The 20,495-nt window shown below is 68.1% G+C and carries 18 protein-coding genes, 2 tRNA genes and 1 riboswitch; of the genes, 2 read left to right on the top strand and 18 right to left on the bottom strand.

The window, feature by feature from the left end:
- Positions 1–2: 2 nt before the first annotated feature.
- A complete protein-coding gene (locus AC1DF4_RS13940) occupies positions 3–998 on the bottom strand; it encodes a methylenetetrahydrofolate reductase (protein WP_476913437.1) in 996 nt (331 codons plus the stop codon).
- A 423-nt stretch (positions 999–1,421) separates the two neighbouring features.
- On the opposite strand from AC1DF4_RS13940, the gene AC1DF4_RS13935 reads away from it, so the two are divergent.
- Positions 1,422–1,619 (top strand): hypothetical protein, encoded by a 198-nt coding sequence (locus tag AC1DF4_RS13935; protein WP_476913436.1) that lies wholly within the window; start codon positions 1,422–1,424, stop codon positions 1,617–1,619.
- 49 nt (positions 1,620–1,668) lie between these two features.
- Here the strand turns inward: AC1DF4_RS13935 and AC1DF4_RS13930 are convergent, their stop codons facing one another.
- The 4 genes from AC1DF4_RS13930 to AC1DF4_RS13915 form a co-directional block, all read right to left on the bottom strand.
- On the bottom strand, positions 1,669–2,922 hold the full coding sequence (locus AC1DF4_RS13930; RefSeq protein WP_476913435.1) for an ROK family transcriptional regulator: 1,254 nt from the start codon (positions 2,920–2,922) through the stop codon (positions 1,669–1,671).
- Positions 2,923–3,005: 83 nt separating this feature from the next.
- Positions 3,006–4,178, bottom strand: a complete 1,173-nt coding sequence (locus AC1DF4_RS13925) for a class I SAM-dependent methyltransferase (RefSeq protein ID WP_476913434.1) — start codon at positions 4,176–4,178, stop codon at positions 3,006–3,008.
- A 56-nt stretch (positions 4,179–4,234) separates the two neighbouring features.
- Positions 4,235–5,395: an NAD(P)-binding domain-containing protein gene (locus AC1DF4_RS13920; protein ID WP_476913433.1), complete on the bottom strand. Its 1,161-nt coding sequence runs from the start codon at positions 5,393–5,395 to the stop codon at positions 4,235–4,237.
- 6 nt (positions 5,396–5,401) lie between these two features.
- On the bottom strand, positions 5,402–5,755 hold the full coding sequence (locus AC1DF4_RS13915) for a zinc ribbon domain-containing protein YjdM (RefSeq protein WP_476913432.1): 354 nt from the start codon (positions 5,753–5,755) through the stop codon (positions 5,402–5,404).
- Between the two features lie 87 nt (positions 5,756–5,842).
- On the opposite strand from AC1DF4_RS13915, the gene AC1DF4_RS13910 reads away from it, so the two are divergent.
- A complete protein-coding gene (locus AC1DF4_RS13910) occupies positions 5,843–6,352 on the top strand; it encodes a DoxX family protein (RefSeq protein WP_476913431.1) in 510 nt (169 codons plus the stop codon).
- A gap of 60 nt (positions 6,353–6,412) precedes the next feature.
- On the opposite strand, the gene AC1DF4_RS13905 is transcribed toward AC1DF4_RS13910, so the two are convergent.
- From AC1DF4_RS13905 to AC1DF4_RS13845, 13 genes are all read right to left on the bottom strand, one after another.
- Positions 6,413–6,485 (bottom strand) — tRNA-Ala (locus AC1DF4_RS13905).
- Between the two features lie 257 nt (positions 6,486–6,742).
- Positions 6,743–6,815: transfer RNA gene (locus AC1DF4_RS13900), tRNA-Ala, on the bottom strand.
- A gap of 140 nt (positions 6,816–6,955) precedes the next feature.
- Positions 6,956–7,357 carry a ribosome silencing factor gene (rsfS, locus tag AC1DF4_RS13895; RefSeq protein WP_476913430.1) on the bottom strand — a complete coding sequence of 134 codons (402 nt, stop codon included), beginning with the start codon at positions 7,355–7,357 and terminating at the stop codon, positions 6,956–6,958.
- An 86-nt stretch (positions 7,358–7,443) separates the two neighbouring features.
- On the bottom strand, positions 7,444–8,763 hold the full coding sequence (locus AC1DF4_RS13890; RefSeq protein ID WP_476913429.1) for a hypothetical protein: 1,320 nt from the start codon (positions 8,761–8,763) through the stop codon (positions 7,444–7,446).
- 7 nt (positions 8,764–8,770) lie between these two features.
- Entirely contained in the window at positions 8,771–9,415 is a 645-nt protein-coding gene (nadD, locus tag AC1DF4_RS13885) for a nicotinate-nucleotide adenylyltransferase (protein ID WP_476913452.1), read from the bottom strand.
- 55 nt (positions 9,416–9,470) lie between these two features.
- The gene (locus AC1DF4_RS13880; protein ID WP_476913428.1) at positions 9,471–9,710 is read right to left on the bottom strand and encodes a hypothetical protein; all 240 of its coding nucleotides are present in this window, start codon (positions 9,708–9,710) and stop codon (positions 9,471–9,473) included.
- An 80-nt stretch (positions 9,711–9,790) separates the two neighbouring features.
- Positions 9,791–11,194 carry a glutamate-5-semialdehyde dehydrogenase gene (locus AC1DF4_RS13875; RefSeq protein ID WP_476913427.1) on the bottom strand — a complete coding sequence of 468 codons (1,404 nt, stop codon included), beginning with the start codon at positions 11,192–11,194 and terminating at the stop codon, positions 9,791–9,793.
- Positions 11,195–11,220: 26 nt separating this feature from the next.
- Positions 11,221–12,405, bottom strand: coding sequence for a glutamate 5-kinase (proB, locus tag AC1DF4_RS13870; protein ID WP_476913426.1), 1,185 nt, complete (start codon positions 12,403–12,405; stop codon positions 11,221–11,223).
- Positions 12,395–13,984, bottom strand: a complete 1,590-nt coding sequence (obgE, locus tag AC1DF4_RS13865; protein ID WP_476913425.1) for a GTPase ObgE — start codon at positions 13,982–13,984, stop codon at positions 12,395–12,397. Before obgE ends, proB begins: the two co-directional genes overlap by 11 nt.
- A gap of 117 nt (positions 13,985–14,101) precedes the next feature.
- On the bottom strand, positions 14,102–14,365 hold the full coding sequence (rpmA, locus tag AC1DF4_RS13860) for a 50S ribosomal protein L27 (protein WP_009372867.1): 264 nt from the start codon (positions 14,363–14,365) through the stop codon (positions 14,102–14,104).
- 61 nt (positions 14,366–14,426) lie between these two features.
- Positions 14,427–14,735 carry a 50S ribosomal protein L21 gene (rplU, locus tag AC1DF4_RS13855; protein ID WP_024368343.1) on the bottom strand — a complete coding sequence of 103 codons (309 nt, stop codon included), beginning with the start codon at positions 14,733–14,735 and terminating at the stop codon, positions 14,427–14,429.
- A gap of 353 nt (positions 14,736–15,088) precedes the next feature.
- A complete protein-coding gene (locus tag AC1DF4_RS13850; protein ID WP_476913424.1) occupies positions 15,089–16,687 on the bottom strand; it encodes a bifunctional hydroxymethylpyrimidine kinase/phosphomethylpyrimidine kinase in 1,599 nt (532 codons plus the stop codon).
- A riboswitch (TPP riboswitch) is annotated at positions 16,670–16,767 on the bottom strand. Its footprint overlaps the gene before it by 18 nt.
- Before the next feature lie 104 nt (positions 16,768–16,871).
- Entirely contained in the window at positions 16,872–20,111 is a 3,240-nt protein-coding gene (locus tag AC1DF4_RS13845; protein WP_476913423.1) for an Rne/Rng family ribonuclease, read from the bottom strand.
- Between the last annotated feature and the right edge of the window lie 384 nt (positions 20,112–20,495).

Raw genomic sequence — 20,495 nt, 5'->3', positions numbered from 1 at the left:
GGTTAGCTGGCGAGCTGGCGGCTGCCGCCGCGCCGTGCCGTGTGTGCCGCGTTGTGCCGGTTGCCGCTGTTCCGGTTGCCTCTTCGAGGACGGGCCAGGGCGAGTTTGTCCAGCACGTCCAGGGCGGCCGTGTGCTCGTTGAAGGTGTAGAGGTGCAGTCCGGGTGCTCCGGCGGCCAGGGCCGCATTGGCGAGGTCCACGGTGGCGCTGACCCCGATCCGGGTGCGTTCGGCGTCGGAATCGGCGGCGGCGAGCCGTTCGATGAGTTCCGGTGCCGGTTCGACGCCGGTCAGCTCGCCGAGGCGGGTGAGCCGGCGGATGCTGGTGAGCGGCATAACGCCCGGAATGATCGGGATGGTGACGCCGGCCCGGCGGGCCCGGGTCAGCAGGTCCGCGTACTGCTCGGTGTGGAAGAAGACCTGGGTGATGGCGAAGTCGGCGCCGGAGCGCTGTTTGGCCAGCAGCACCTCGACGTCGTGCGCCTCACTCGGGGATTCCGGGTGCCGGGTGGGGTACGCGGCGACGCCGACGGCCACCTTGCCGGCGCACAGCAGCGCGGAGCGGCGCTGTTCGACGCGGCGGATGAGCTCGATCAGGTCCTGGGCGTAGCGCAGCGATCCCTCGGGAGGCACGCCGCCGTCCTTGGGCTGGTCGCCGCGCAGGGCCAGGATGCCGCGCACGCCGACGTCGAGCAGTTCGCCGATGATCTCCGCGAGCTCCTCCGGGGAGTTCCCCACGCAGGTCAGGTGCGCCAGCGGCCGCAGGGTGGTTTCCTGGACGAGGCGGTTGATGAGCTCGACGGCGGTGTCCCGGTTGGAGCCGCTGGCGCCGTAGGTCACGGAAACGTAGTCCGGGTCCGTGCTTTCCAGTTCGCCAATCGTGGTCCAGAGCGACTCCGCGGCCGCGGCCGACCGGGGCGGGAACAGTTCATAGGACAGGGCAACAGGGGCCGTGCCGGCAAGATTTGGGTGGGTGTCAATAAGGCTGGGTGGAGACATTTGCGTCCTTGGCTGTGAACACTTACGGATTCGCCCGGTAACGGGACCCGTCGGTGAGTTGAGTTTGGGGAACACGGAGGAAACTCCAGCAGGACGCAGCCGCGACTGTTACGCCTGATACGAAGTTGTCCGTGAGCAAATGTCAGGCCCACATGGGGGCACCCACACCCTCCTGGGCTGCCGTGGGGCTGGCCTTGAGCGGAGGATCGCTGACACGTTACTGAGGTAACTTGGTTAGAACTCTACGGGCCCTCCGGGAAGCCGTTCAAGTCGACTCCCGAATTAAGACGCACTTTTACGGCACATTTCATTCCCGGGCAGAATATTCTTCGCTCCGAATGCCGCCGGGGGCCGTCTGTGCGTGGTCCGGCGCTGCCGCCGCAGGCACTCCCCAAGGTGCCCGCGCAGGACTATCCTTTTGCCATGATCCAGCTTCCAGCAAGTTACCAGGAGTATCTCGCCGGCAAGAGCGAGAGTTTCATCAACACGGTGCGGCCCATCCTGATGCAGTCCGCGGCGGATAAACGCCACGGCGTCCGGATTCTGGTGCTTCCGCACGGCCACCAGGCGCACCTGGATGACACCATCCCGTTCGGCACCGTCGTTGAGGATATCGACTGAGTCGTTGCGGAAACCCTGTCGGCGGGACCCGCGGGTCTACCCTGCGGCTCTAGCCCTCCAGCAGGAGGCGCTGGGAGCGGGGCGCGAGCGTGTGTTCCAGCACGAGGCAGGCGGCTCCGATCGCGCCGACATCCTCGCCGACGCCGGTGCCCACCACCTCGATCTCATGGATCTTCCGGGTGGCGCTGCCTTCCCGGACCAGCTCCGGGATCCGTTCCAGGTAGCGCTGCGAGAGGCCGGTCCAGAACGGTCCGCCAAATACCACCCGGTCCACGTCCAGGGCGTTGGCGACGGTCGAGACGGCGCGGGCCACCAGCACGGCGGAGTGGTCGATGATGTCCTGGGCCTTCTGGTCTCCGGCACCGGCGGCGGCACACAGTGCGGCGAAGCTCTCCTGGAGGGCGGGGCCGGTCACGGCGTCCACCGGACCGTCCAGCACCCCGGCTTCGACGGCCTGGGCCACCAGCACCTGGGGAATGCAGGAGGACTTGATGCAGCCGCCCATTCCGCAGTCGCAGGGTGCCCCGCCGGGATCAACGATGATGTGCCCGATCTCTCCGGCATTCCCGGAGGTGCCGCGCACCACCTCATCGTTGAGTACGATTCCGCAGCCGATTCCGGTGCCCATGTACATAAAGACAAAGCTTCCGGCGCCGCTCGGGCCGCCCGCCCAGGTCTCCGCCACGGCGGCGCTGGTCACGTCCTTGTCCACGATGGTGGTCAGCCCCGTGGCCGCGGCCAGGGCATCGCGGAGCGGGACGCGGTCCCAGCCAAGGAGGAGCGGCGGGTCCACGACCGTTCCCTCCTCCAGGTCGATCGGCCCGGGAGAGGCGATCCCCAGGCCGGCGATCCGGGCAGGGTCGACGCCGGACGCCGAGATGAGCTGTTTGATTTCGGCGGCGATGGTGTCGATGACGGCCCCGGGGTCGGTGCCGGCCGGCGTCTTGATCAGGGAATGCTTGACCACGGCTCCGACGAGATCCAGCACGACGAACGTTGTCACGGCCGGATCCAGGTGGACTCCGACGGCGTACATTCCGGCGGAATTGAGCCGGAGCATGGTCCGCGGCTTACCCGGCCCGGTGCCTTCCTTGCCCGCCTCGTAGATCAGGTCCTGGTCCAGCAGCCGGCGGGAGATGTTGGAGATCGTCTGCGGGGACAGCCCGACGATCTGGGCCAGTTCGACCCGGCTCAGGCCGGCCGGGGAACGCCTGATGGCGTCGAGGATCACCGTGAGGTTGAAGTCGCCCATTCGGGGCAAGTTGGTTCCGCGCCTCGGCGAGGGCTGGCGGATCTCAGTCACTGATAACCCCTAAACGTCTTTGGCCACGCACTGCTTATGTCAGAATCGTACGTTACGCAGGTGTGACCGCCCACACGCCCGCTTCACACATCGGTGGATTTCCGGGTGCTTGCAGTCACCGTGAATTTCGGGTTCCTGCCCACCTCGCGGGTGGGGCCGATCAGCCGCTGCAGCGCGGGCTGGTAGTGGAGGTGGCTGTTGAACACCGTCCATAGCTCCCCGCCCGGTGCAAGGACCCGTCCTGCCGCTTCAATCAGCTTGATGCCGGCCCCCGCATGAACCGCCGCGCCGACGTGGAAGGGCGGGTTGAGCAGGATCAAATCGGCACTGGCGTCCGGCAGCGTGCCCATGGCGTCGTCTTGGAGCACCGTGACCTGATCCGCGAGGCCGTTGGCTGCCGCCGTCGCGCCGGCGGAGTCGACGGCGGCCGCGGACTGGTCCGTGGCCGTGACCCGGGAGCCGGGGTTGGCGCGGGCGTACATGGCGGCGAGGATCCCGGTGCCGCAGCCCAGGTCGACGGCGTGGCCCGCCGCCGGGATCTGGGGCAGGAACTCCAGGAGGAACCTGGTGCCGATATCCAGCCCGGTGCCGGCAAAAACCGCGCCGCGGGCGCACACGGTCAGTCCCAATTCGCTGTTGACGTCTTTGACCGGGAACGGCGGCGTGCCGGGAACGGGCCGCGGGTTGCGGGCCAGCAGGATCCGGGATTTTTGCCGGGCAAGCTGGGGCTGGACTTCGCCGAAGCAGCGCTCCAGCACCGCGTTCATGCCCAGACTCATGTGCTTCACCCGGCCGCCTGCCAGCAGAACGACGTCGGGGGCGGCGTGGCGGGCGACGGCGTCGGCGATTTCCTCCAGCTCCGCCAAGGACTTGGGCAGCTGGAGGAGTACCACATTCGCCCCGGCCAGCAGCCCGGCCCCGAGGGGGTGCTGTTCGAAGCCGCCGGTAACGCCCGCCGTCCCTGCGTTGTGGCGAAGGGCCCGTTCCCCGGTGATGAGGTCCTGGTGCGCTCGGACGGGGCCGTTCCAGCTGCCGGCGGCGTCGTCGAGAGCCAGGGCACCGAGCGTCAGGGCACCGTAGCGGTCCCCCACGATGGCAAGCCTGCTGCCGGGGTGCAGGGATCCGGCCGCGAGCATGTCCGCGGCGGTGTCCAGGAGAAGCTTGTCCGTGGCGTCCCAGGCCTGCAGGTTGGCCGCCTCCACATCCGGGAACCTGCGCAGCCGGGAGAAGAGGGAGTCAAGATTGTTGTCCGCCACGCGCGAGCTGCCGCCTTCTTGTGAGTCAGGGTGGGTTGGCTGTTCAGGGCCGGTGTTCAGGCCCGGAGGTTGAGGTCCCCTGCAAACTTATCCTGCTCCCCCAATAAACGCAGGATGCCCGCCACCGCGGCCCGGCCGGCCCGGTTGGCGCCGATCGTGGACGAGGACGGTCCGTAGCCCACCAGGTGGACCCGCGGCTCGGCGGCCACTTGCGTGCCGTCCATGGCGATCCCGCCGCCAGGGCCGCGCAGGTGCAGCGGTGCGAGGTGTTCAAGTTCCGCCCGGAAGCCGGTGGCCCAGAGGATCACATCGGCGGCCAGGAAGCTCCCGTCCGCCATCCGCACGCCCCCGGGTTCGATGCCGGTGAACATGGGGTGGCGCTCCAGCACGCCCCGGGCGGCGGCCGCGCGCAGTGCAGGGGTCCAGATCAGCCCCGTCACCGCGACGACGCTTTGCGGCGGAAGGCCCTGCCGCACGCGCTCCTCGACGAGGGCGACGGCGTCGTGCCCGGCCTGCCGGTCGAAGGCGGCGTCCCGCCAGACCGGTTCCCGGCGGGTGAACCAGCTGGTGGTGGTGACCCTGGAGATCTCGTCCAGCAGGCCGACGGCGGAGATGCCGCCGCCAACCACAATGACGTGCCGGCCGCTGAACTCCTCCGCGGAGACGTAGTCCGCAACGTGCAGCTGCCGTCCGCGGAAGGACGTCTGGCCCGGGTAGATCGGCCAGAACGGCCGGGTCCAGGTGCCGGTGGCGTTGATGATGGCCCGGGACGACCAGCCGCCCCGGGACGTGCTGATCCGCAGCCGCCCGCCGGCGTCGTTGTCCTCCCGGGAGACGGACCGGACCTTGACCGGGCGCTCGATGGCCAGCGCCAGTTGGTCTTCGTAGCCGCGGAAGTAGCGGGCCAGGAAGCTTGAACTTGCTTCCTCCGGGTCGACGGCGGGCTGCGGGATGCCGGGCAGGTCGCTGATGCCGTTCACGGTGGCCATGAGGAGGCTCTTCCAGCGGTGGCGCCAGGCTCCGCCGGGGCCGTCCTCGGCGTCGAGGACGATGTAGCTCCGGACGGGCCCGCCGTCCGGGTCCGGGCCTTCCGGCCCTGTCCCCGCCGGGATAAAGCCCCGGCGCTGGAGGTGGTAGGCCGTGGAGAGCCCTGCCTGGCCGGCGCCGATCACCACGACGTCGGCGGTCCGGACGCGGCCGTCAATCCCTGCGGACATGCCCGGTCAGATCTTCTTGACCACACTGGATTTCAGCTGCATGGGGCCGACGCCGTCGACCTTGCAGTCGATGTCGTGGTCGCCGACGCCGTTCACGAGCCGGATGCCGCGGACCTTGGTGCCGACCTTGATAACGGTGGAACTGCCCTTGATCTTGAGGTCTTTGACGACCGTGACTGTGTCCCCATCGGCGAGGATGTTGCCGACGGCGTCCTTGATCGGTTTCGGTTCCTGGTCCCCGGACTCCGGCTCCGAGGCCGGCGACCACTCATGCGCGCACTCGGGGCAGACCAGGAGCGCCCCCATTTCGTAGGTGTATTCGCTGGAGCATTCGGGGCACGGGGGCAGGGTCTCATCCACGTCCCCAATGTTAGTCGAGCGGCCGGGGCGGAGAGCCGTCGAAGCCGGATTGCTAAGCTGCTGTCACCCCAGCGAAGGCGGCGCCGCATGGCCGACAGTCCAGTTCCATCCGATGGTCCAGCCCAGTCCCAGGGTCCCGTGCAGCCACAAGGTCCTGCCCGGTCCCAGGACGGTTACCGGCTGCGCTCCGGCTGGCGGACTGCCGGCCGGCTGCTGTTGGGCGCGTTCCTCGTCTTTACCGGGGTCAGCCACTTGGGCTGGAGCCGGGAGGCCTTTTACGCGCAGGTGCCTCCCTGGCTGCCGCTGGACAGGGACTTCATCGTGGTGGCGTCCGGACTGGTGGAGATTGCCCTTGGTCTGGCTCTGCTGCTGCTCAGTCGGAGGCGGGTGGCGCTCGGCTGGATTGTGGCGGCGTTTTTCGTGGCGGTCTTCCCGGGCAACATCTCGCAGTTCGCCACGGGCACCGATTCGTTCGGACTTAATTCGGACCAGAGCCGCGGAATCCGGCTGCTGTTCCAGCCGCTCCTGGTGGTGTGGGCGTTGTGGTCCACGGGCGCCTGGCGGGCGTGGCGGCAGTCCCGGAGAGCCCGTCGCTGATCCGGGTCACCGACTCCACAAAACAAAGGAGGCCCTGCTCAGTGAGCAGGACCTCTTCGGTGGAGCTGAGGGGACTCGAACCCCTGACCCCCTGCATGCCATGCAGGTGCGCTACCAGCTGCGCCACAGCCCCGAAATCGCTGGGGAATCTTTCCTGCGAAGGACCGTCTTCCCTGAAGCAACCTGTTTATCTTAAACTACATTTCCGGTTCGCGCGAATCGGCACACGATCGGGCGGAAAAGTCCCGCGGGGCCTCCCTTTTTCCGGGCCCCGGGCACCGCCTTCGCCGTCCGGGGGGGCCCTTGGACACGATTCCGGCCCCAAATCCTCCCCACCAAAACCGCACAAAAAAATCCGCCGGAATCTTTCGATTCCGGCGGATTATCCGGTGGAGCTGAGGGGACTCGAACCCCTGACCCCCTGCATGCCATGCAGGTGCGCTACCAGCTGCGCCACAGCCCCGAATTTTCGTTGCTCCGACTCCGTCAGCTTGCGCTTTCGGCTCCGGTTCTTTGTCCGGATCTCTCCGAAGCAACTCAAATATCTTAGAACAGCCTTTCGGAAAATTCCAAATCGGGCATATTCCGGTTTCCTCCCGGCCGCTACTCCGAGTCGGAAGCTGCTGCTGCCTTCGCGGATGCGTCGTCCCCGAGCTGGAGGTCCACGACGGGGCAGTCCTTCCAGAGACGCTCGAGGGCGTAGAACACGCGGTCTTCCTCGTGCTGGACGTGGATGACGATGTCGCCGTAGTCCAGCAGGACCCAGCGGCCGCCGGAGCGTCCTTCGCGGCGGATCGGCTTGAGCTCGGACTTGGAAAGTTCGTCCTCAATGCCGTCCACGATGGCGTTGACCTGGCGCTCGGACGGTGCCGAGGCAATCAGGAAGATGTCGGCCAGGGCCAGCCGCTCGCTGACGTCCATGGCGACGATGTCCTCGGCGAGTTTTTCCGCGGCGGCTCGGGCTGCGTGGCGGGCTGTGGCGATGGATGAATCTGTTGCAGTCACGGGACTCCTTGTTGGGTGAAAAGCTTGTGTTGTTGAAATACGTGGAATGGCCGCCTGACAGGACAGCAGGGCCAAATGGAAGGCAACTAGCCGGAGAGGCCAGTGACAATCAGGGTGATCCCGGCGATCAGCGCAATCACCCCAAGGGCCAGCACCACCAGCTGCACGAGCCGGAGGCGGCGTGCCCTGCCGAGGCCGGCGGTGGCCGCGTCCAGGGGATCGAGACCATAGGCCGAGTTCGCCGCGACGGGCGTCCTGCCCGCGAAGTCCTCTTCGGACTGGGCTGCGGCGGGGTTCCCCGCGGCCGGCCGGGACGTCACGTGAGGCGCGGAGGCGGCCCTGGCGGCGGCTTCGGCGCGGGCGAGCACACCGCCGCGGCCCGTTGCGGACGCGCCGCCCCGCTGGCGGGACGACGCCGGACGGCGGTTGCCGGACTTCCGGGCCGGTTCAACCCGGGGGCCCGGGTTGGTGGCCACCGGAACGTGGGACGTGGCAGGGCGCTTCATGACGGGCCGCTCCACGCCGGGGACCTGGACGAACTCCAGGGGTGTGACCATGGCCAAGTTGTTGGCCGTGGTGGGATCATTCCGCACCGGCTCCGGCGTGCTGTTCTGCTCGGCCAGCTTCTGCTTGGCCGCAGCCCGGCGGTTCAGCACGGCGGCCCGCTCGGCCAGGGCGATCTGTTCCGCCAGTACGGCAGGATCGACGGCGTCGGGGTCGGTGGCGTTGATGTGTTCCATCTTGGCCAGCTGGTTTTGGGCCTGCTGGGCCAGAAGTTCCCGCGCGGCCAGGGCCTGTTCAACAGTCATTCCCTCGGGACCCTGCCCGCCCGGGGCCTTGGCACCGCCAGACTTCGGACCGCCGTCGGCCTTCTGGCCGGGGGCCCTGTCAGCGGGAGCGGACTCCACGCCGGGCTGGGGAACAACGGGCGTGGCCCGGGTGCGCGGAGAGGCGGGGACTATCAGGTTGGCGGAGGTCGATGGGGATGTTTCCGCCGCCAGTTGCAGCAGCCGGAGCTGGCGCCGGGTGGGCGGTCCCCCGCCGGCGAGGTTGCCCTCTTTTTCGGCCAGTTCCTTGATGGTGCGCAAGGTGGCGCGGTCCCGGGCGCGGACCTGCGAGGAGCGTTCGGAGCCGGCGGTGCTGCGGACCGAGTCCACGGGGCCAGGAATCCGGCGACGTCCGGTGATTTCCGCTTCGGTAGGCTCGCCGGGGTCAACGTCGCCGGCAGGCCGCTGGGTGCCGGCGGCAGGATTCTTCGAGGCGGCATTTTCCGGGGCCGGATCATTTGAGGCAGGGGGAACCGCACCGGGACCTGGCGTACCGGCCTCCTGGTTGGCTTCCAGGCGTTCATCTCTGGCCTGTCGCAGTTCGCGACGGCTGCGGATTGGTGGCTGTTCCTGACTCATTGCAAACTCATTCGGTGCTGGCGGGTTGGGCTATCTCGGTGCTTCGGTCATAGCGTGCGGCGCCATTGCCGGCGGAGGTGTCCCCGGTCTCCGGGTCACCGCCGTACAGTCCGTATTTGGCGATGTACTGGACAACGCCGTCGGGGACGAGGTACCAGACGGGGTTCCCTGCCGCCACCCTGGTGCGGCAGTCGGTCGAGGAGATCGCCATGGCGGGAACCTCCAGGAGACTGACGTCCTTGCGGCCCATCCCGTCGAGGACGTGGCCGGGCCGGGTGACTCCGACGAAGTGCGCGAGGGACCACAGCTCGTCGATGTCCTTCCAGGAGAGGATCTGGGCCAGGGCGTCGGCTCCGGTGATGAAGAACAGGTCCGCCTCGGGGCGCAGGGTATGCAGGTCCCGGAGGGTATCGATGGTGTACGTCGGCCCGGGCCGGTCCACGTCCACCCTGCTGACGGTGAAGCGCGGGTTCGAAGCCGTGGCGATGACGGTCATGAGGTACCGGTGCTCGGCCTCGCTGACCTTTTTGCTCATCTTCTGCCACGGCTGGCCCGTAGGCACGAAGACCACTTCGTCCAAGTCAAACTTGGCCGCGACCTCGCTGGCCGCGACAAGGTGGCCGTGGTGGATGGGATCAAACGTGCCACCCATCACACCCAGACGCAGGCGGCGCTTGGCGCCGCGCTGCTTCATGGTGGCGGAAATATTAGTGCCCTTGGCCGTGATCGTGCTTGTTCGGGTGCTGGCGGTGCGGATCCGCATGCTCCTCAACGACTTCGTGACGCTTGCCCAGGTTGGAGTAGGACAGCGTGATGAAAAGCATGATCATCAGGACCGCGAACATCACGCCGCCGATGACGAACGGCGGTGCAATAAGCGGCGCGAGTTCCTCGTGGCCTGATCCGCCGGCGGCTGCGACGATGGTGGCGATCTGCTGCGACAGCATGTTCTCCCCTAGTAAGTTCAAGAATTGACGACGGCGGGTATCCCCACCGTTCCGGACTTCTGTTCCATATTACAGCGTTGCTAGGCCCTGATCTGGCCCTCGCCCTGGACGATCCACTTCGTGGTGGTCAGTTCCGTCAGACCCATGGGGCCGCGGGCGTGCAGCTTCTGGGTGGAAATGCCCACTTCGGCGCCCAGTCCCAGCTCGCCGCCGTCGGTGAAGCGGGTGGAAGCGTTCACGATCACGGCGGCCGAATCGACCTCGGCGATGAACCGCTCGGCGTTTCCGAGGTCATTGGTCAGGATGGCCTCGGTATGCCCGGTGGACCACCTGCGGATGTGCTTGACGGCGTCGTCCAGGCTGTCCACCATGGCCACGGCGAGGTCCAGGTCCATGTATTCGGTGGCCCAGTCCTCATCGGTGGCGGGGACCGACTTCACCGACCCCGGCAGCGCGGCCCGGACCCGCTCGTCGGTGTGAAGCGTGACGCCGGCGGCGCGCAAAGCAGCGGCGACGGCGGGCAGCACGGTCGACTTCGAGTGGACCAGCAGGGTTTCCACAGTGTTGCAGACACTGGGCCGCTGGGTCTTGGCGTTCAGGAGGATCTCCACGGCCATCTCCTCGTCCGCGGACGCGTCCAGGAAGATGTGGACGTTGCCTTCCCCGGTCTCGATCACGGGAACCCTGGCGTTTTTCACGACGGACTGGATCAGTTCCCGGCCGCCGCGGGGAATCAGGACGTCGACCCGTCCGCGGGCACGCATCAGGGCGTTGGCGCCGTCGCGGCCGTACTGGTCCACGCTCTGCACAGCGTCGGCGGGGAGGCCCACCGAATCGAGGGCGTCGCGGAGCACGGTGACGAGGGCGGCGTTCGTGGCGGCAGCGGCAGTTCCGCCGCGCAGGATGACGGCGTTGCCGCTCTTCAGGCCCAGCCCGGCGATGTCCACGGTGACGTTGGGGCGCGCCTCGTAGATGGCGGCAACAACGCCCATAGGCACGTTGATCTGGCGGAGCCGGAGCCCGTTGGGCAGGGTCTGGCCGCGGACCACGTTGCCGACCGGGTCCGGCAGGTTGGCGAGGTTTTCCAGGGCTGCCGCGAGGCCGTCGATGCGGGCGCCTGTGAGGGTGAGGCGGTCCAGCATGGCCGCGGACGTGCCGTTGGCCTTTCCGGCGACGACGTCCTTGGCGTTTGCGGCGAGGATCCCGGCCTTGCGCTCCAACAGCGCGGCTGCGATGGCACGCAGCCCGCGGTCCTTCCAGGCCCGGTTGGCGCGGGCCATCCTGCGCGCGGCGTGGCGCGAGCGGTCGGCGACGGCGTGGACGGCAGCCTCGACGTCGGTCGCTTCGCTGGTGCCTGCAGCGTCCGGAGACGTCTCCGGACCGGCCGCGACAATGCCGTCCGCCGGTCCATCCGCCGGGAGCAGACCTTCGGCGAACAGCTTTTCGGCGAGCACGGCGGAGCGGGGGGTCAGGGCCTCAGTCATACTTCCAGTTTAGGCGGACAGGAGGCTTAGACCAGCACCAGATCGTCAACATGAACAACTACCCGGTCATATCCGCGGCCGAGCGCCTCGCCGAGTTCCTTGGTGGAGCGGCCCAGCATCTGCGGGAGTTCGGCCGCGCCGTAGTTGACCAGGCCGCGGGCGATGACCGTGCCGTCGGGTGAGACCATCTCGACGGCGTCGCCGGCTTCGAAGTGTCCGTGCACGGCAGAGATGCCGGCCGGGAGCAGCGAGGTGCGGCGGTCACGCACGGCCTTGACGGCGCCGTCGTCGAGCACCAGCGTGCCCTCCACGGAGGCGAGGTGCGCCAGCCAGAGCAGGCGGACCGGCTTGCGGGAGCCGTTGACGGAGAACCAGGTCCCCACGTCTTTGCCCGCCAGCGCGGCGGCGGCGTTCGCGGTGGAGGTGACCAGCGCAGGGATGCCGGAGCCTGCGGCGATGGTGGCCGCCTCGACCTTGGTGACCATTCCCCCGGTGCCTGTTCCTGCCTTGCCGGTGCGTCCGATGGTCACGCCGTCGAGGTCCTGCGGGCCGGTCACATGGGAGATCCGCTTTGCGCCGTGCGCGGGAGGCCCGTCGTAGAGGGAGTCGACGTCGGAGAGCAGCACAAGTGCGTCGGCGCGGACCAGGTGGGCCACGAGGGCCGCGAGCCGGTCGTTGTCGCCGAAGCGGATCTCGTGCGTGGCGACGGTGTCGTTCTCGTTCACAACTGGCACGACACCGAGGTTGAGCAGCCGGTCGAGAGCGCGCAGGGCGTTGGTGTGCTGGCTGCGGCGCATGAAGTCTTCGGCGGTGAGGAGGACTTGGCTGACGGTGACGCCGTGGGCCCCGAAGGCGTGCGTGTAGCGGGCCATCAAGAGGCCCTGGCCCACGCTCGCGGCGGCCTGCTGGGTGGCGAGGTCACGGGGACGCTTCGCGAGCCCGAGCGGGGCGAGCCCGGCGGCGATCGCGCCGGAGGACACCAGGATAATCTCCGTGCCGGCGTTGCGCTGGTGCGCGAGGGCGTCGGCGAGGTCGGTGAGGGCCTCTTCCGAGATGCCGCCCTTGATGGAGGTCAGCGAGGACGACCCGACCTTGACCACGATCCGGCGCGCCCCGGACAGCACGGACCGGTCGGGGGCGGGGGTGTCCGCTGCCGGGCGGCGGTCCGGGGTAACCGCCGCACCGCGCTCAGTGACGGCTTTACTCGTCATCTGTTGCGCCCAGTCCACTCTCCTTGAGCGGCTTCGCGACCCTGCGGCTGCTGACGGATTCGGTCCAGATGCCGGCCTTGCGTTCGGCTTCGAGCTCGGCGCGGGCGGCAGCCTTGGCCTCGCGGCGTTCGATCTGGTCCTCGCGCTTCTGCCCGCGGGTGGGGCGGTCACCGATGTCGGCGAAGCGCACGTCGGTGCCGCGCGGTGCGGCCAGCAGTTCGGCGCCGGCCATCATGGTGGGCTCCCAGTCGAAGACGACGCCGTCGTCCTCGCCGATGACCACCATGTCGCCCGGCTTGGCGCCCTGCTTGAAGAGTTCGTTCTCGACGCCGAGCTTGGCCAGGCGGTCGGCGAGGTAGCCGATGGCTTCCTCATTGGTGAAGTCGGTCTGCTTGACCCACCGCACGGGCTTGTCGCCCAGGACGCGGAACAGCGGCTCCAGGTTCTTCTCTTCACGGCGGATCTTGAAGCCGGATTCGTTGACGGCCCGGGGCTTGAGGACCGGGGCCTGCACCTTGGGCGGGGCGGCGGCGACGGCGTCGCGGGCGGCCTGCACGATTTCGGCCATGGCGAAGCCAAGCTGGCGGAGGCCTTCGTGGCTGGTCGCGGAGATTTCGAAGACCTTGTAGCCGCGGGATTCCAGTTCCGGGCGGACGAATTCGGCCATGTCCTTGCCGTCCGGCAGGTCCACCTTGTTCAGGGCGACCAGGCGGGGGCGGTGGTTCAGCGGGATCACTTCACCGTCGTTGCCGGCATAGCTCATGTCCACGGCGTACTTCTCCAGCTCGGCCTCGATGATGGCGAGGTCGGAGAGGGGGTCGCGGTCCGATTCGAGCGTGCCGCAGTCAAGGACATGCACCAGGGCGGCGCAACGCTCGACGTGGCGCAGGAAGTGGTGGCCGAGGCCCTTGCCTTCGCTGGCACCTTCAATGAGGCCTGGGACGTCGGCGATGGTGAAGCGCACGTCGCCGGCCTGGACCACACCGAGGTTCGGGATCAGGGTGGTGAACGGGTAGTCCGCGATCTTGGGCCGCGCGGCGGACATCGCCGCAATCAGGCTGGACTTGCCGGCGGACGGGAAGCCGACCAGGGCGATGTCGGCGATGGACTTCAGTTCCAGGACGACGTCGCTGGACTCGCCTTCAATCCCGAGCAGCGCAAAGCCGGGAGCGCGGCGCTTCTGCGAGGAGAGCGAGGCGTTGCCGAGGCCGCCGATGCCGCCGGCGGCCGCAATGTATTCTGCGCCTTCGGTCACGAGGTCCGCGAGGACGTCGCCGGACTTGGACTTGACCACGGTGCCAATGGGGACCGGGAGGATCAGGGTTTCGCCGTGTTTGCCGGCGCGCCAGTCACCCATGCCGGGGCCGCCGTTGGTGGCGTGGCGGTGCGGGGCGTGGTGGTAGTCCAGCAGGGTGGTGGTCTGGGGGTCGACGCGCAGGATGACGTCGCCGCCGTTGCCGCCGTTGCCGCCGTCGGGACCGCCGAGCGGCTTGAACTTCTCGCGGTGGACGGAGACACAACCGTGGCCGCCGGTACCGCCGGATACGTGCAGTACTACCCGGTCTACAAAGCTGGCCACGTGGATCTCCTCAGTGCTGTTCCCTCAGGCGCCAAAGACGCCCAGGATGATTGTAATGCGGTTAAAACACCGGTGGAGCGGACCTAATGGCCCGCTCCACCGATTCAAGACTTGTTGTTACTCTGCAGCTGCAGCAGCCACAATGTTCACAACGCGACGACCGCGGCGGGTGCCGAACTCGACAGCGCCGGGGGTCAGAGCGAACAGGGTGTCGTCGCCGCCACGGCCAACGCCGGCGCCCGGGTGGAAGTGGGTGCCACGCTGGCGGACGATGATCTCGCCTGCGGAAACTACCTGGCCGCCGAAGCGCTTGACGCCGAGGTACTGGGCGTTCGAGTCACGACCGTTGCGAGTGGAGCTCGCGCCTTTTTTATGTGCCATTTGGAAATGCCTGCCTTAAAATTCTGGGGAATCTGCTGAAAACCTGAACAGTAACGATTAGTTACTTGATACCGGTGATCTTGACCTTGGTCAATTCCTGACGGTGACCCTGGCGCTTCTTGTAACCGGTCTTGTTCTTGAACTTCTGGATGACGATCTTGGGACCGCGAAGGTCCTCAAGGATCTCAGCCGTAACCTTTACCTTGGCCAGGTCCGAAGCTGCAGACGTGACCTTGTCACCGTCTACCAGGAGCAGTGCGGGCAACTCAAAGGTGCTGCCGGCTCCACCGGGGACGCGGTTCAGGGTAACGAAGTCTCCAACGGAAACCTTCTCTTGGCGGCCGCCTGCGCGGACAATCGCGTACACCACTGGGGAACTCACTTCTCTCGACGTTTATTACTAGATTTGCGTGCGGAACCTGGGTCCAACGAATTTGGTCCGGCTCACGCTGTGCCTCTACGCCGGTGGAGTTCCCAAGGGAATCCATGAGCTATCCCGTGGACAAACGCATCCGAAATCGGATGGAGCGTCCTCAAGGTCATAACCCAAGTGTTGGCGTAAGCACCGAAGATCTAGACTACGCTAATTTTGCCTTCGGCCGCAAATGAGGCTGGTTCCGAAGGGAGGTTCGTGATAGGCGCCACTCTGTATGGACAGAGCCCGCCGCAACGACTTCCGGAACCGTGCCCACCTATCGTACAGGCCCACACCGGCGCCCGCTGTCAGGCGTGCAGCCGCGGCGCGTCGAAGAAGTCGACCTCGTAGCGGGCGGACTGCCGGAAGGCCAGCGTCATGGCGTCCCGTTCGCCCTTCGAAGCCGCCCGCGCCGCAGCGTCGGTGTAGGCAACGGCCTGCCGGGTGGCGGCGACGAACTCCTCGTCGGCGTAGGTGCGCAACCAGACGGCGTAGGGATGGGACTCCGGGGCGCCGGCGGTCAGGAACTGCCGATACAGCGTCTCCCCCACCTCGGCGTAGAGCCAGAAGCACGGGAGCACGGCGGCCACCAGCACCCCGTAACTGCCGGAGACCGAGGCGGCCAGCAGATGGTCGACATACGACTTGGTGACCGGACCGAGCGTCACCTCAGCTGTGCGGGTGCTGAGCCAGGTCCGGTGCAGCTCCGACTCGACCTCGAGGCAGTTCTGCGCTGAGCGGGCCCAGAACAGTTGCTCGGCCTCAGTGGGTGCGATCGCGGCGGCACGGGCCAGCACGCGGGAATATCCGTTGAGGTACAGGGCATCCTGGGCGAGGTAGTAGGCGAACTCCTTCTCCGGCAGCGATCCGTCGGCGAGTGCCCGGATGAAGTCTAGGCCGTAGATCGCCTCCAGGTCGGCGGTGGCCACTTCCCGGAGCGCGACGGCGAACTCGCCTTCTGTGGGTTCCCGGGCTGCGGTTCCACGGTTCCGGGCAGCGCTGTGGTCCTGGGTGTGCTGCTGGACGTGGTGGAAGTGGTGGACCGGGCCGTTGCCGGTGCCGACGTCGAGCGCCGACGAGGCGCGCAGTGCCTCCCGCAGCCACGGCTTGACCTCGCGGAGCGCGGCCTCCCAGTCCCCCGTTCCGGCCTGCACTGTATTTCTCGCCTGCACTGTGGCGATCGCCGAGGACAACGAACACCCCGTGCCGTGGCTGTTGCGCGTATGCACGCGCTCCCCCGGAACCACGACGACGTCCTGGGCCAGGAGCCCGCCGGTGTTGACCAGCGCGTCGGGGCACCCGTTGCCGCCGTCGAGGTGGCCGCCCTTCACCAGGACCGTGGTGCCGGTCTGGGCGGCGAGCCGTTTGCCCTGTCCCAGCGCCCCGGCCCAGTCCTCGGCGGCTTCCTCCCGGAGCAGGACGGCGAGCTCGGCGAGGTTGGGCGTGATCAGGTCCGCGTACGGCAACAGCGCGTGCAGGGCTGCCTCGGCGGACTCCTGCAGCAGCCGGTCGCCGCTCGTCGCCACCATGACCGGGTCCAGGACCACGACGGCGGGGCGGGACTTCTCCAGCCAGCTGCGGACGGCGTCAATCACGGAGGCGTCCCCCAGCATGCCGATCTTGACGGCGTCAATGGTGATGTCCTGGCTGATGGCCTCCAGCTGGGCGGTCAAGAAGGCCGCCGGCGGGACGTGGACTGCGCTGACGCCGCGGGTGTTCTGGGCGGTCAGGGCGGTGATGGCTGCCATGCCGTAGCCGCCGTGCGCGGCAATGCTCTTGAGGTCGGCCTGGATCCCGGCGCCGCCGGAGGGATCGGAGCCGGCGATCGCCAGCACCCGCGGGATCCTGGGCGCCGAAGGGGCAGGGACAGGCGGAAGAAACGATGAGGCGGTGGTCAAGAGAGACATCCCTTCGCCGGTGCTAGCCGGACAGGTTCAACGGGTCTGGATCTCAGCCGGCTCGATGCGCGGCACCCCGTGTCAGGGCTCCAGCCTAGCCGCATACCTTAACGAAGACGCGGGCACGGCCCGAACTGCGCGTATTGCTACGCCGTCCGGACCGCGCCCGCGGCCTTGCTGAATTTTTCCGGTGTCAGAGCTCCGAGGCCGGAACGCCGACGCCGAGGATGATCGGCTCGCTGGCGGCCGGCTTCGCCGCGGGCGCCGTTGTTGCCGGGACCTTGGCCTCGTGCACCGAAACGGCGGCGGACTGCCGGGATTCCTGGCGCTGCTCGACCGAGGTCTCGTTCGCTGCACCCTGGGCGCGGCTGGCGCTCCGGTTGCGGCGGCCGCGGCGGGCACGCGAGGTGCCGGTTTCGGCTTCGGCCTCGGTCTGGGAACCCGGCGCCTGGGCGCGTCCCGGGCCTGTTCCGCCGGCGCGGACCGGAGCGGCCGCTGCCGTCCGGGCCGCCGGCGCCTTCGCTGCCGGCTCCTGTGCCGCAGGAGCCTTGGCTTCTTCGGTTTCGCCCAGGTTGGCGAAGGCCTCGGTCAGGAGGTCCAGGGTCAGCGCAGGCGCACTGGCCTCGTCGGCGTGCTCCACGAACGGCAGGGCGACCTGCTCGCCGCCGAACGTCAGCACAGCGCCCGGACGTCCGGCAGCTTCCTCCGTCGCGACCAGCTCGACAGCCGCCTCGACGGCTGCTTCCACAGCTGCCTCGCGGGTCCCGGCGTCGGCGGGTGCCTCGCCGTCATGCAGGTGGGCGGCGTGCGCCGCTGCTGCGATGTTGGCCAGCGCGGCGCGGGTTGCCTCGGCCTTGGCGTGGCGCTCGGCGTCGGTGGGCTCGGCGTGCACGGCTGCCGGGGCGGACTGGACGTCCGTTCCCTGGCCGCCCCGGCCGCGGCGGCGGCTCTTGCGTTCGGTCCGCGCGGCCGGCTGCTGCTGCTCGGTCCGCGGGACGTGGTGCTCGGCGGCGACCACGTTGGCGCGGCGGTGCTCGACCGGCTCGTCGTGGGTGACGATGCCGCGGCCGGCGCAGGTTTCGCACTGTTCGCCGAAGACTTCGAGCAGCCCGGTGCCCATCCGCTTGCGCGTCATCTGCACGAGGCCCAGCGAGGTCACCTCAGCCACCTGGTGCTTGGTCCGGTCCCGGCCCAGGCACTCCACCATGCGGCGCAGGACGAGGTCGCGGTTGGATTCGAGCACCATGTCGATGAAGTCGATGACGATGATGCCGCCGATGTCACGGAGCCGGAGCTGCCGGACGACTTCCTCGGCTGCTTCGAGGTTGTTCTTGGTGACGGTTTCCTCAAGGTTGCCGCCGCTGCCGGTGAACTTGCCGGTGTTGACGTCCACCACGGTCATGGCTTCGGTGCGGTCGATCACGAGGGATCCGCCGGAGGGCAGGAAGACCTTGCGGTCCAGGGCCTTGTGGATCTGCTCGTCGATGCGCCAGGCGGAGAAGATGTCCGTGTCCTTGGTCCACTTCTCCAGCCGGCCCACCAGGTCCGGCGCCACGTAGGTGACGTACGCCTCGATGGTGTCCCAGGCTTCTTCGCCGGAGACGATCAGCTTGGAGAAGTCCTCGTTGAAAACGTCACGGACCACCTTGATGGTCAGGTCGGGTTCGCCGTAGAGGAGTTCGGGGGCGAGGATCTTGGTCGAGGTCGACTGGCCTTCGATGCCTTCCCACTGGGCGCGGAGGCGGTTGATGTCGTGCGTGAGCTCTTCCTCGGACGCACCTTCGGCGGCGGTGCGGACGATGACACCCGCGTCTTCGGGCAGGCGGTCCTTGAGGATCCGCTTGAGGCGGTTGCGTTCGACGTCGGGCAGCTTGCGGGAGATGCCGGTCATGGAACCGCCGGGCACGTACACGAGGTAGCGGCCGGGCAGCGAGATCTGGCTCGTGAGACGGGCGCCCTTGTGGCCCACCGGGTCCTTGGTGACCTGGACCAGCACGGAGTCGCCGGACTTGAGCGCGTTCTCGATCCGGCGCTGCTTGCCCTCGAGGTTGACGGACTCCCAGTTGACTTCACCCGCGTAGAGCACGGCATTGCGGCCGCGTCCGATGTCGACGAAGGCCGCTTCCATCGACGGCAGCACGTTCTGGACCTTGCCCAGGTAGACGTTGCCGATCAGGGAATCCTGCTGGGTCTTGGACACGAAGTGCTCGGCCAGGACGCCGTCCTCGAGGACGCCGATCTGGATTCTGTCGTCGCGCTGGCGGACGATCATCTGGCGGTCCACGGATTCGCGACGGGCCAGGAACTCGGCCTCGGTGATGACGGTGCGGCGGCGTCCGGTGTCGCGGGATTCGCGGCGGCGCTGCTTCTTCGCCTCAAGCCGGGTGGAGCCCTTGAGTGACGTGACGCGGTTGTTGACCGGGGCCTCGGTGGCGGCACGGGGCGCACGGACCCGGGTCACCGTGTTGGGCGGATCGTCGTCTCCCCCGCCGGTCAGTTCGAGGTCCTGGTCGCCACGGCGGCGCCGGCGCCGGCGCCGGGAGGTCACGCCGTCTTCGAGCGTCCCCTCGGAGCCCTCTTCTGTTTCTTCCGAGGTGCCCTCGCCGTCGGTCTCGGACTCGCCGCCGGTGCGGCTGCTGCGTCCCCGGCGCCCGCGGCTGCGGCGGCGACGTCGGCTTCCGGCATCTTCGCCCTCGCCTTCCTCGCCCTCTTCTTCTTCTTCAGCTTCTGCGACGGCCGCCGCTGAGGCCGGAGCCGGACGCACGACGGCGGTCAGGTCAGGTGCCTGGAAAATCATCGAGGTGACCGCGCCCGGCTCCAGGAAGAGCGAGGAGGCTGCGGCCGGGGTGTCTTCGGCAGGTGCTTCGGCAGGTGCTTCGGCTGCTGCTGTGGCGGCCGCGGCCTCCTCGGTCGCAGCGGCGGCTTCGACGGGCGCGGCAGCTGAGGCTTCCGGCGTTTCCGTGGTTGCTTCCTCTGCCGTGATCCTGGCGGCCGGGGCTTCAGCGACGGGTGCGGCGGCCTTGGCGCGGCTGGCGCGGCGGCGGACAGGCTTTTCGACCGGTACTTCGGCAGCCTCTGCTGCCGGCGCCTCTGCCGGCGCCTCTGCCGTGGCGGCCGCGGGCTCTGCTGCGGCTTCAGCGGCGAAGGCCGGCAGGGGTTCGGCCGGTTCGGCCACTTTGCGTGCGCGGGAGCGGCGTGCAGGCGCCTTGGCCTTGGCTTCGGTCTCAGGAGCGGGAGCCTCTTCGGCCACGGCGGGAACTGCTGTGGGCTCTGCTGCTTCCGCGGCCTCGGGGGCTTCCTTCTTGGGCAGCGCCTTGCGGCGGGTCCGGACCGGCCGCTTCGGCGGGGTGGCTACAGCTTCTTCAATTGATTCTGGTGCTTCATTGGCAACGGCAGAGTCTTCGTTTCCCGTTACAACCTGGTCATTATCCATATGTGGCGACACTCCTGCCCCTGGCGTGCCGCCACATCCGGCACCCGTTGGGGCAATTATTTGTCAACACCCGCAGGCATTGACAGAAGTCAATTGGATACCCTCAGGTTCGCACCGGCAGTGGGGTGCGGCAGCCCTGGAGGGCCGGCGGAATTGTTCTGAAACCCGTTGATCTACACGCCACAACCAGGTGCCGTCCAATGGCATTGCGGGACAGCCGGGATCAGAGGATCCGTAGCTCCCTGCTCATCATTGGCGGTCTTGGGAACAAAGTCGCCGGACCGGGACCCGGATGTGGATCGGGTTCCAGCCACGATCATTGTCTCACAGGAGCCGTCAAAGCAGGCGTAAGCAGGCATCCGGACCGCGGCCTGGACCGAATCA

This window comes from Arthrobacter sp. 05N429 (genome assembly GCF_056397045.1).
The sequence above is the reverse complement of the archived record's forward strand: the minus strand, read 5'-3'. Positions and strand labels throughout refer to the sequence as shown.

Excerpts from the sequence above, each read along its gene's own strand:
- AC1DF4_RS13910 (WP_476913431.1), top strand. The coding sequence starts at position 5,843 with ATGGCCGACAGTCCAGTTCCATCCGATGGTCCAGCCCAGTCCCAGGGT.
- AC1DF4_RS13940 (WP_476913437.1), bottom strand. The coding sequence starts at position 998 with ATGTCTCCACCCAGCCTTATTGACACCCACCCAAATCTTGCCGGCACG.
- proB (WP_476913426.1), bottom strand. The coding sequence starts at position 12,405 with ATGACGAGTAAAGCCGTCACTGAGCGCGGTGCGGCGGTTACCCCGGAC.
- AC1DF4_RS13880 (WP_476913428.1), bottom strand. The coding sequence starts at position 9,710 with ATGCTGTCGCAGCAGATCGCCACCATCGTCGCAGCCGCCGGCGGATCA.
- AC1DF4_RS13845 (WP_476913423.1), bottom strand. The coding sequence starts at position 20,111 with ATGGATAATGACCAGGTTGTAACGGGAAACGAAGACTCTGCCGTTGCC.
- AC1DF4_RS13935 (WP_476913436.1), top strand. The coding sequence starts at position 1,422 with ATGATCCAGCTTCCAGCAAGTTACCAGGAGTATCTCGCCGGCAAGAGC.
- AC1DF4_RS13890 (WP_476913429.1), bottom strand. The coding sequence starts at position 8,763 with ATGAGTCAGGAACAGCCACCAATCCGCAGCCGTCGCGAACTGCGACAG.
- AC1DF4_RS13850 (WP_476913424.1), bottom strand. The coding sequence starts at position 16,687 with ATGTCTCTCTTGACCACCGCCTCATCGTTTCTTCCGCCTGTCCCTGCC.
- rpmA (WP_009372867.1), bottom strand. The coding sequence starts at position 14,365 with ATGGCACATAAAAAAGGCGCGAGCTCCACTCGCAACGGTCGTGACTCG.
- nadD (WP_476913452.1), bottom strand. The coding sequence starts at position 9,415 with ATGGGTGGCACGTTTGATCCCATCCACCACGGCCACCTTGTCGCGGCC.
- AC1DF4_RS13920 (WP_476913433.1), bottom strand. The coding sequence starts at position 5,395 with ATGTCCGCAGGGATTGACGGCCGCGTCCGGACCGCCGACGTCGTGGTG.
- AC1DF4_RS13875 (WP_476913427.1), bottom strand. The coding sequence starts at position 11,194 with ATGACTGAGGCCCTGACCCCCCGCTCCGCCGTGCTCGCCGAAAAGCTG.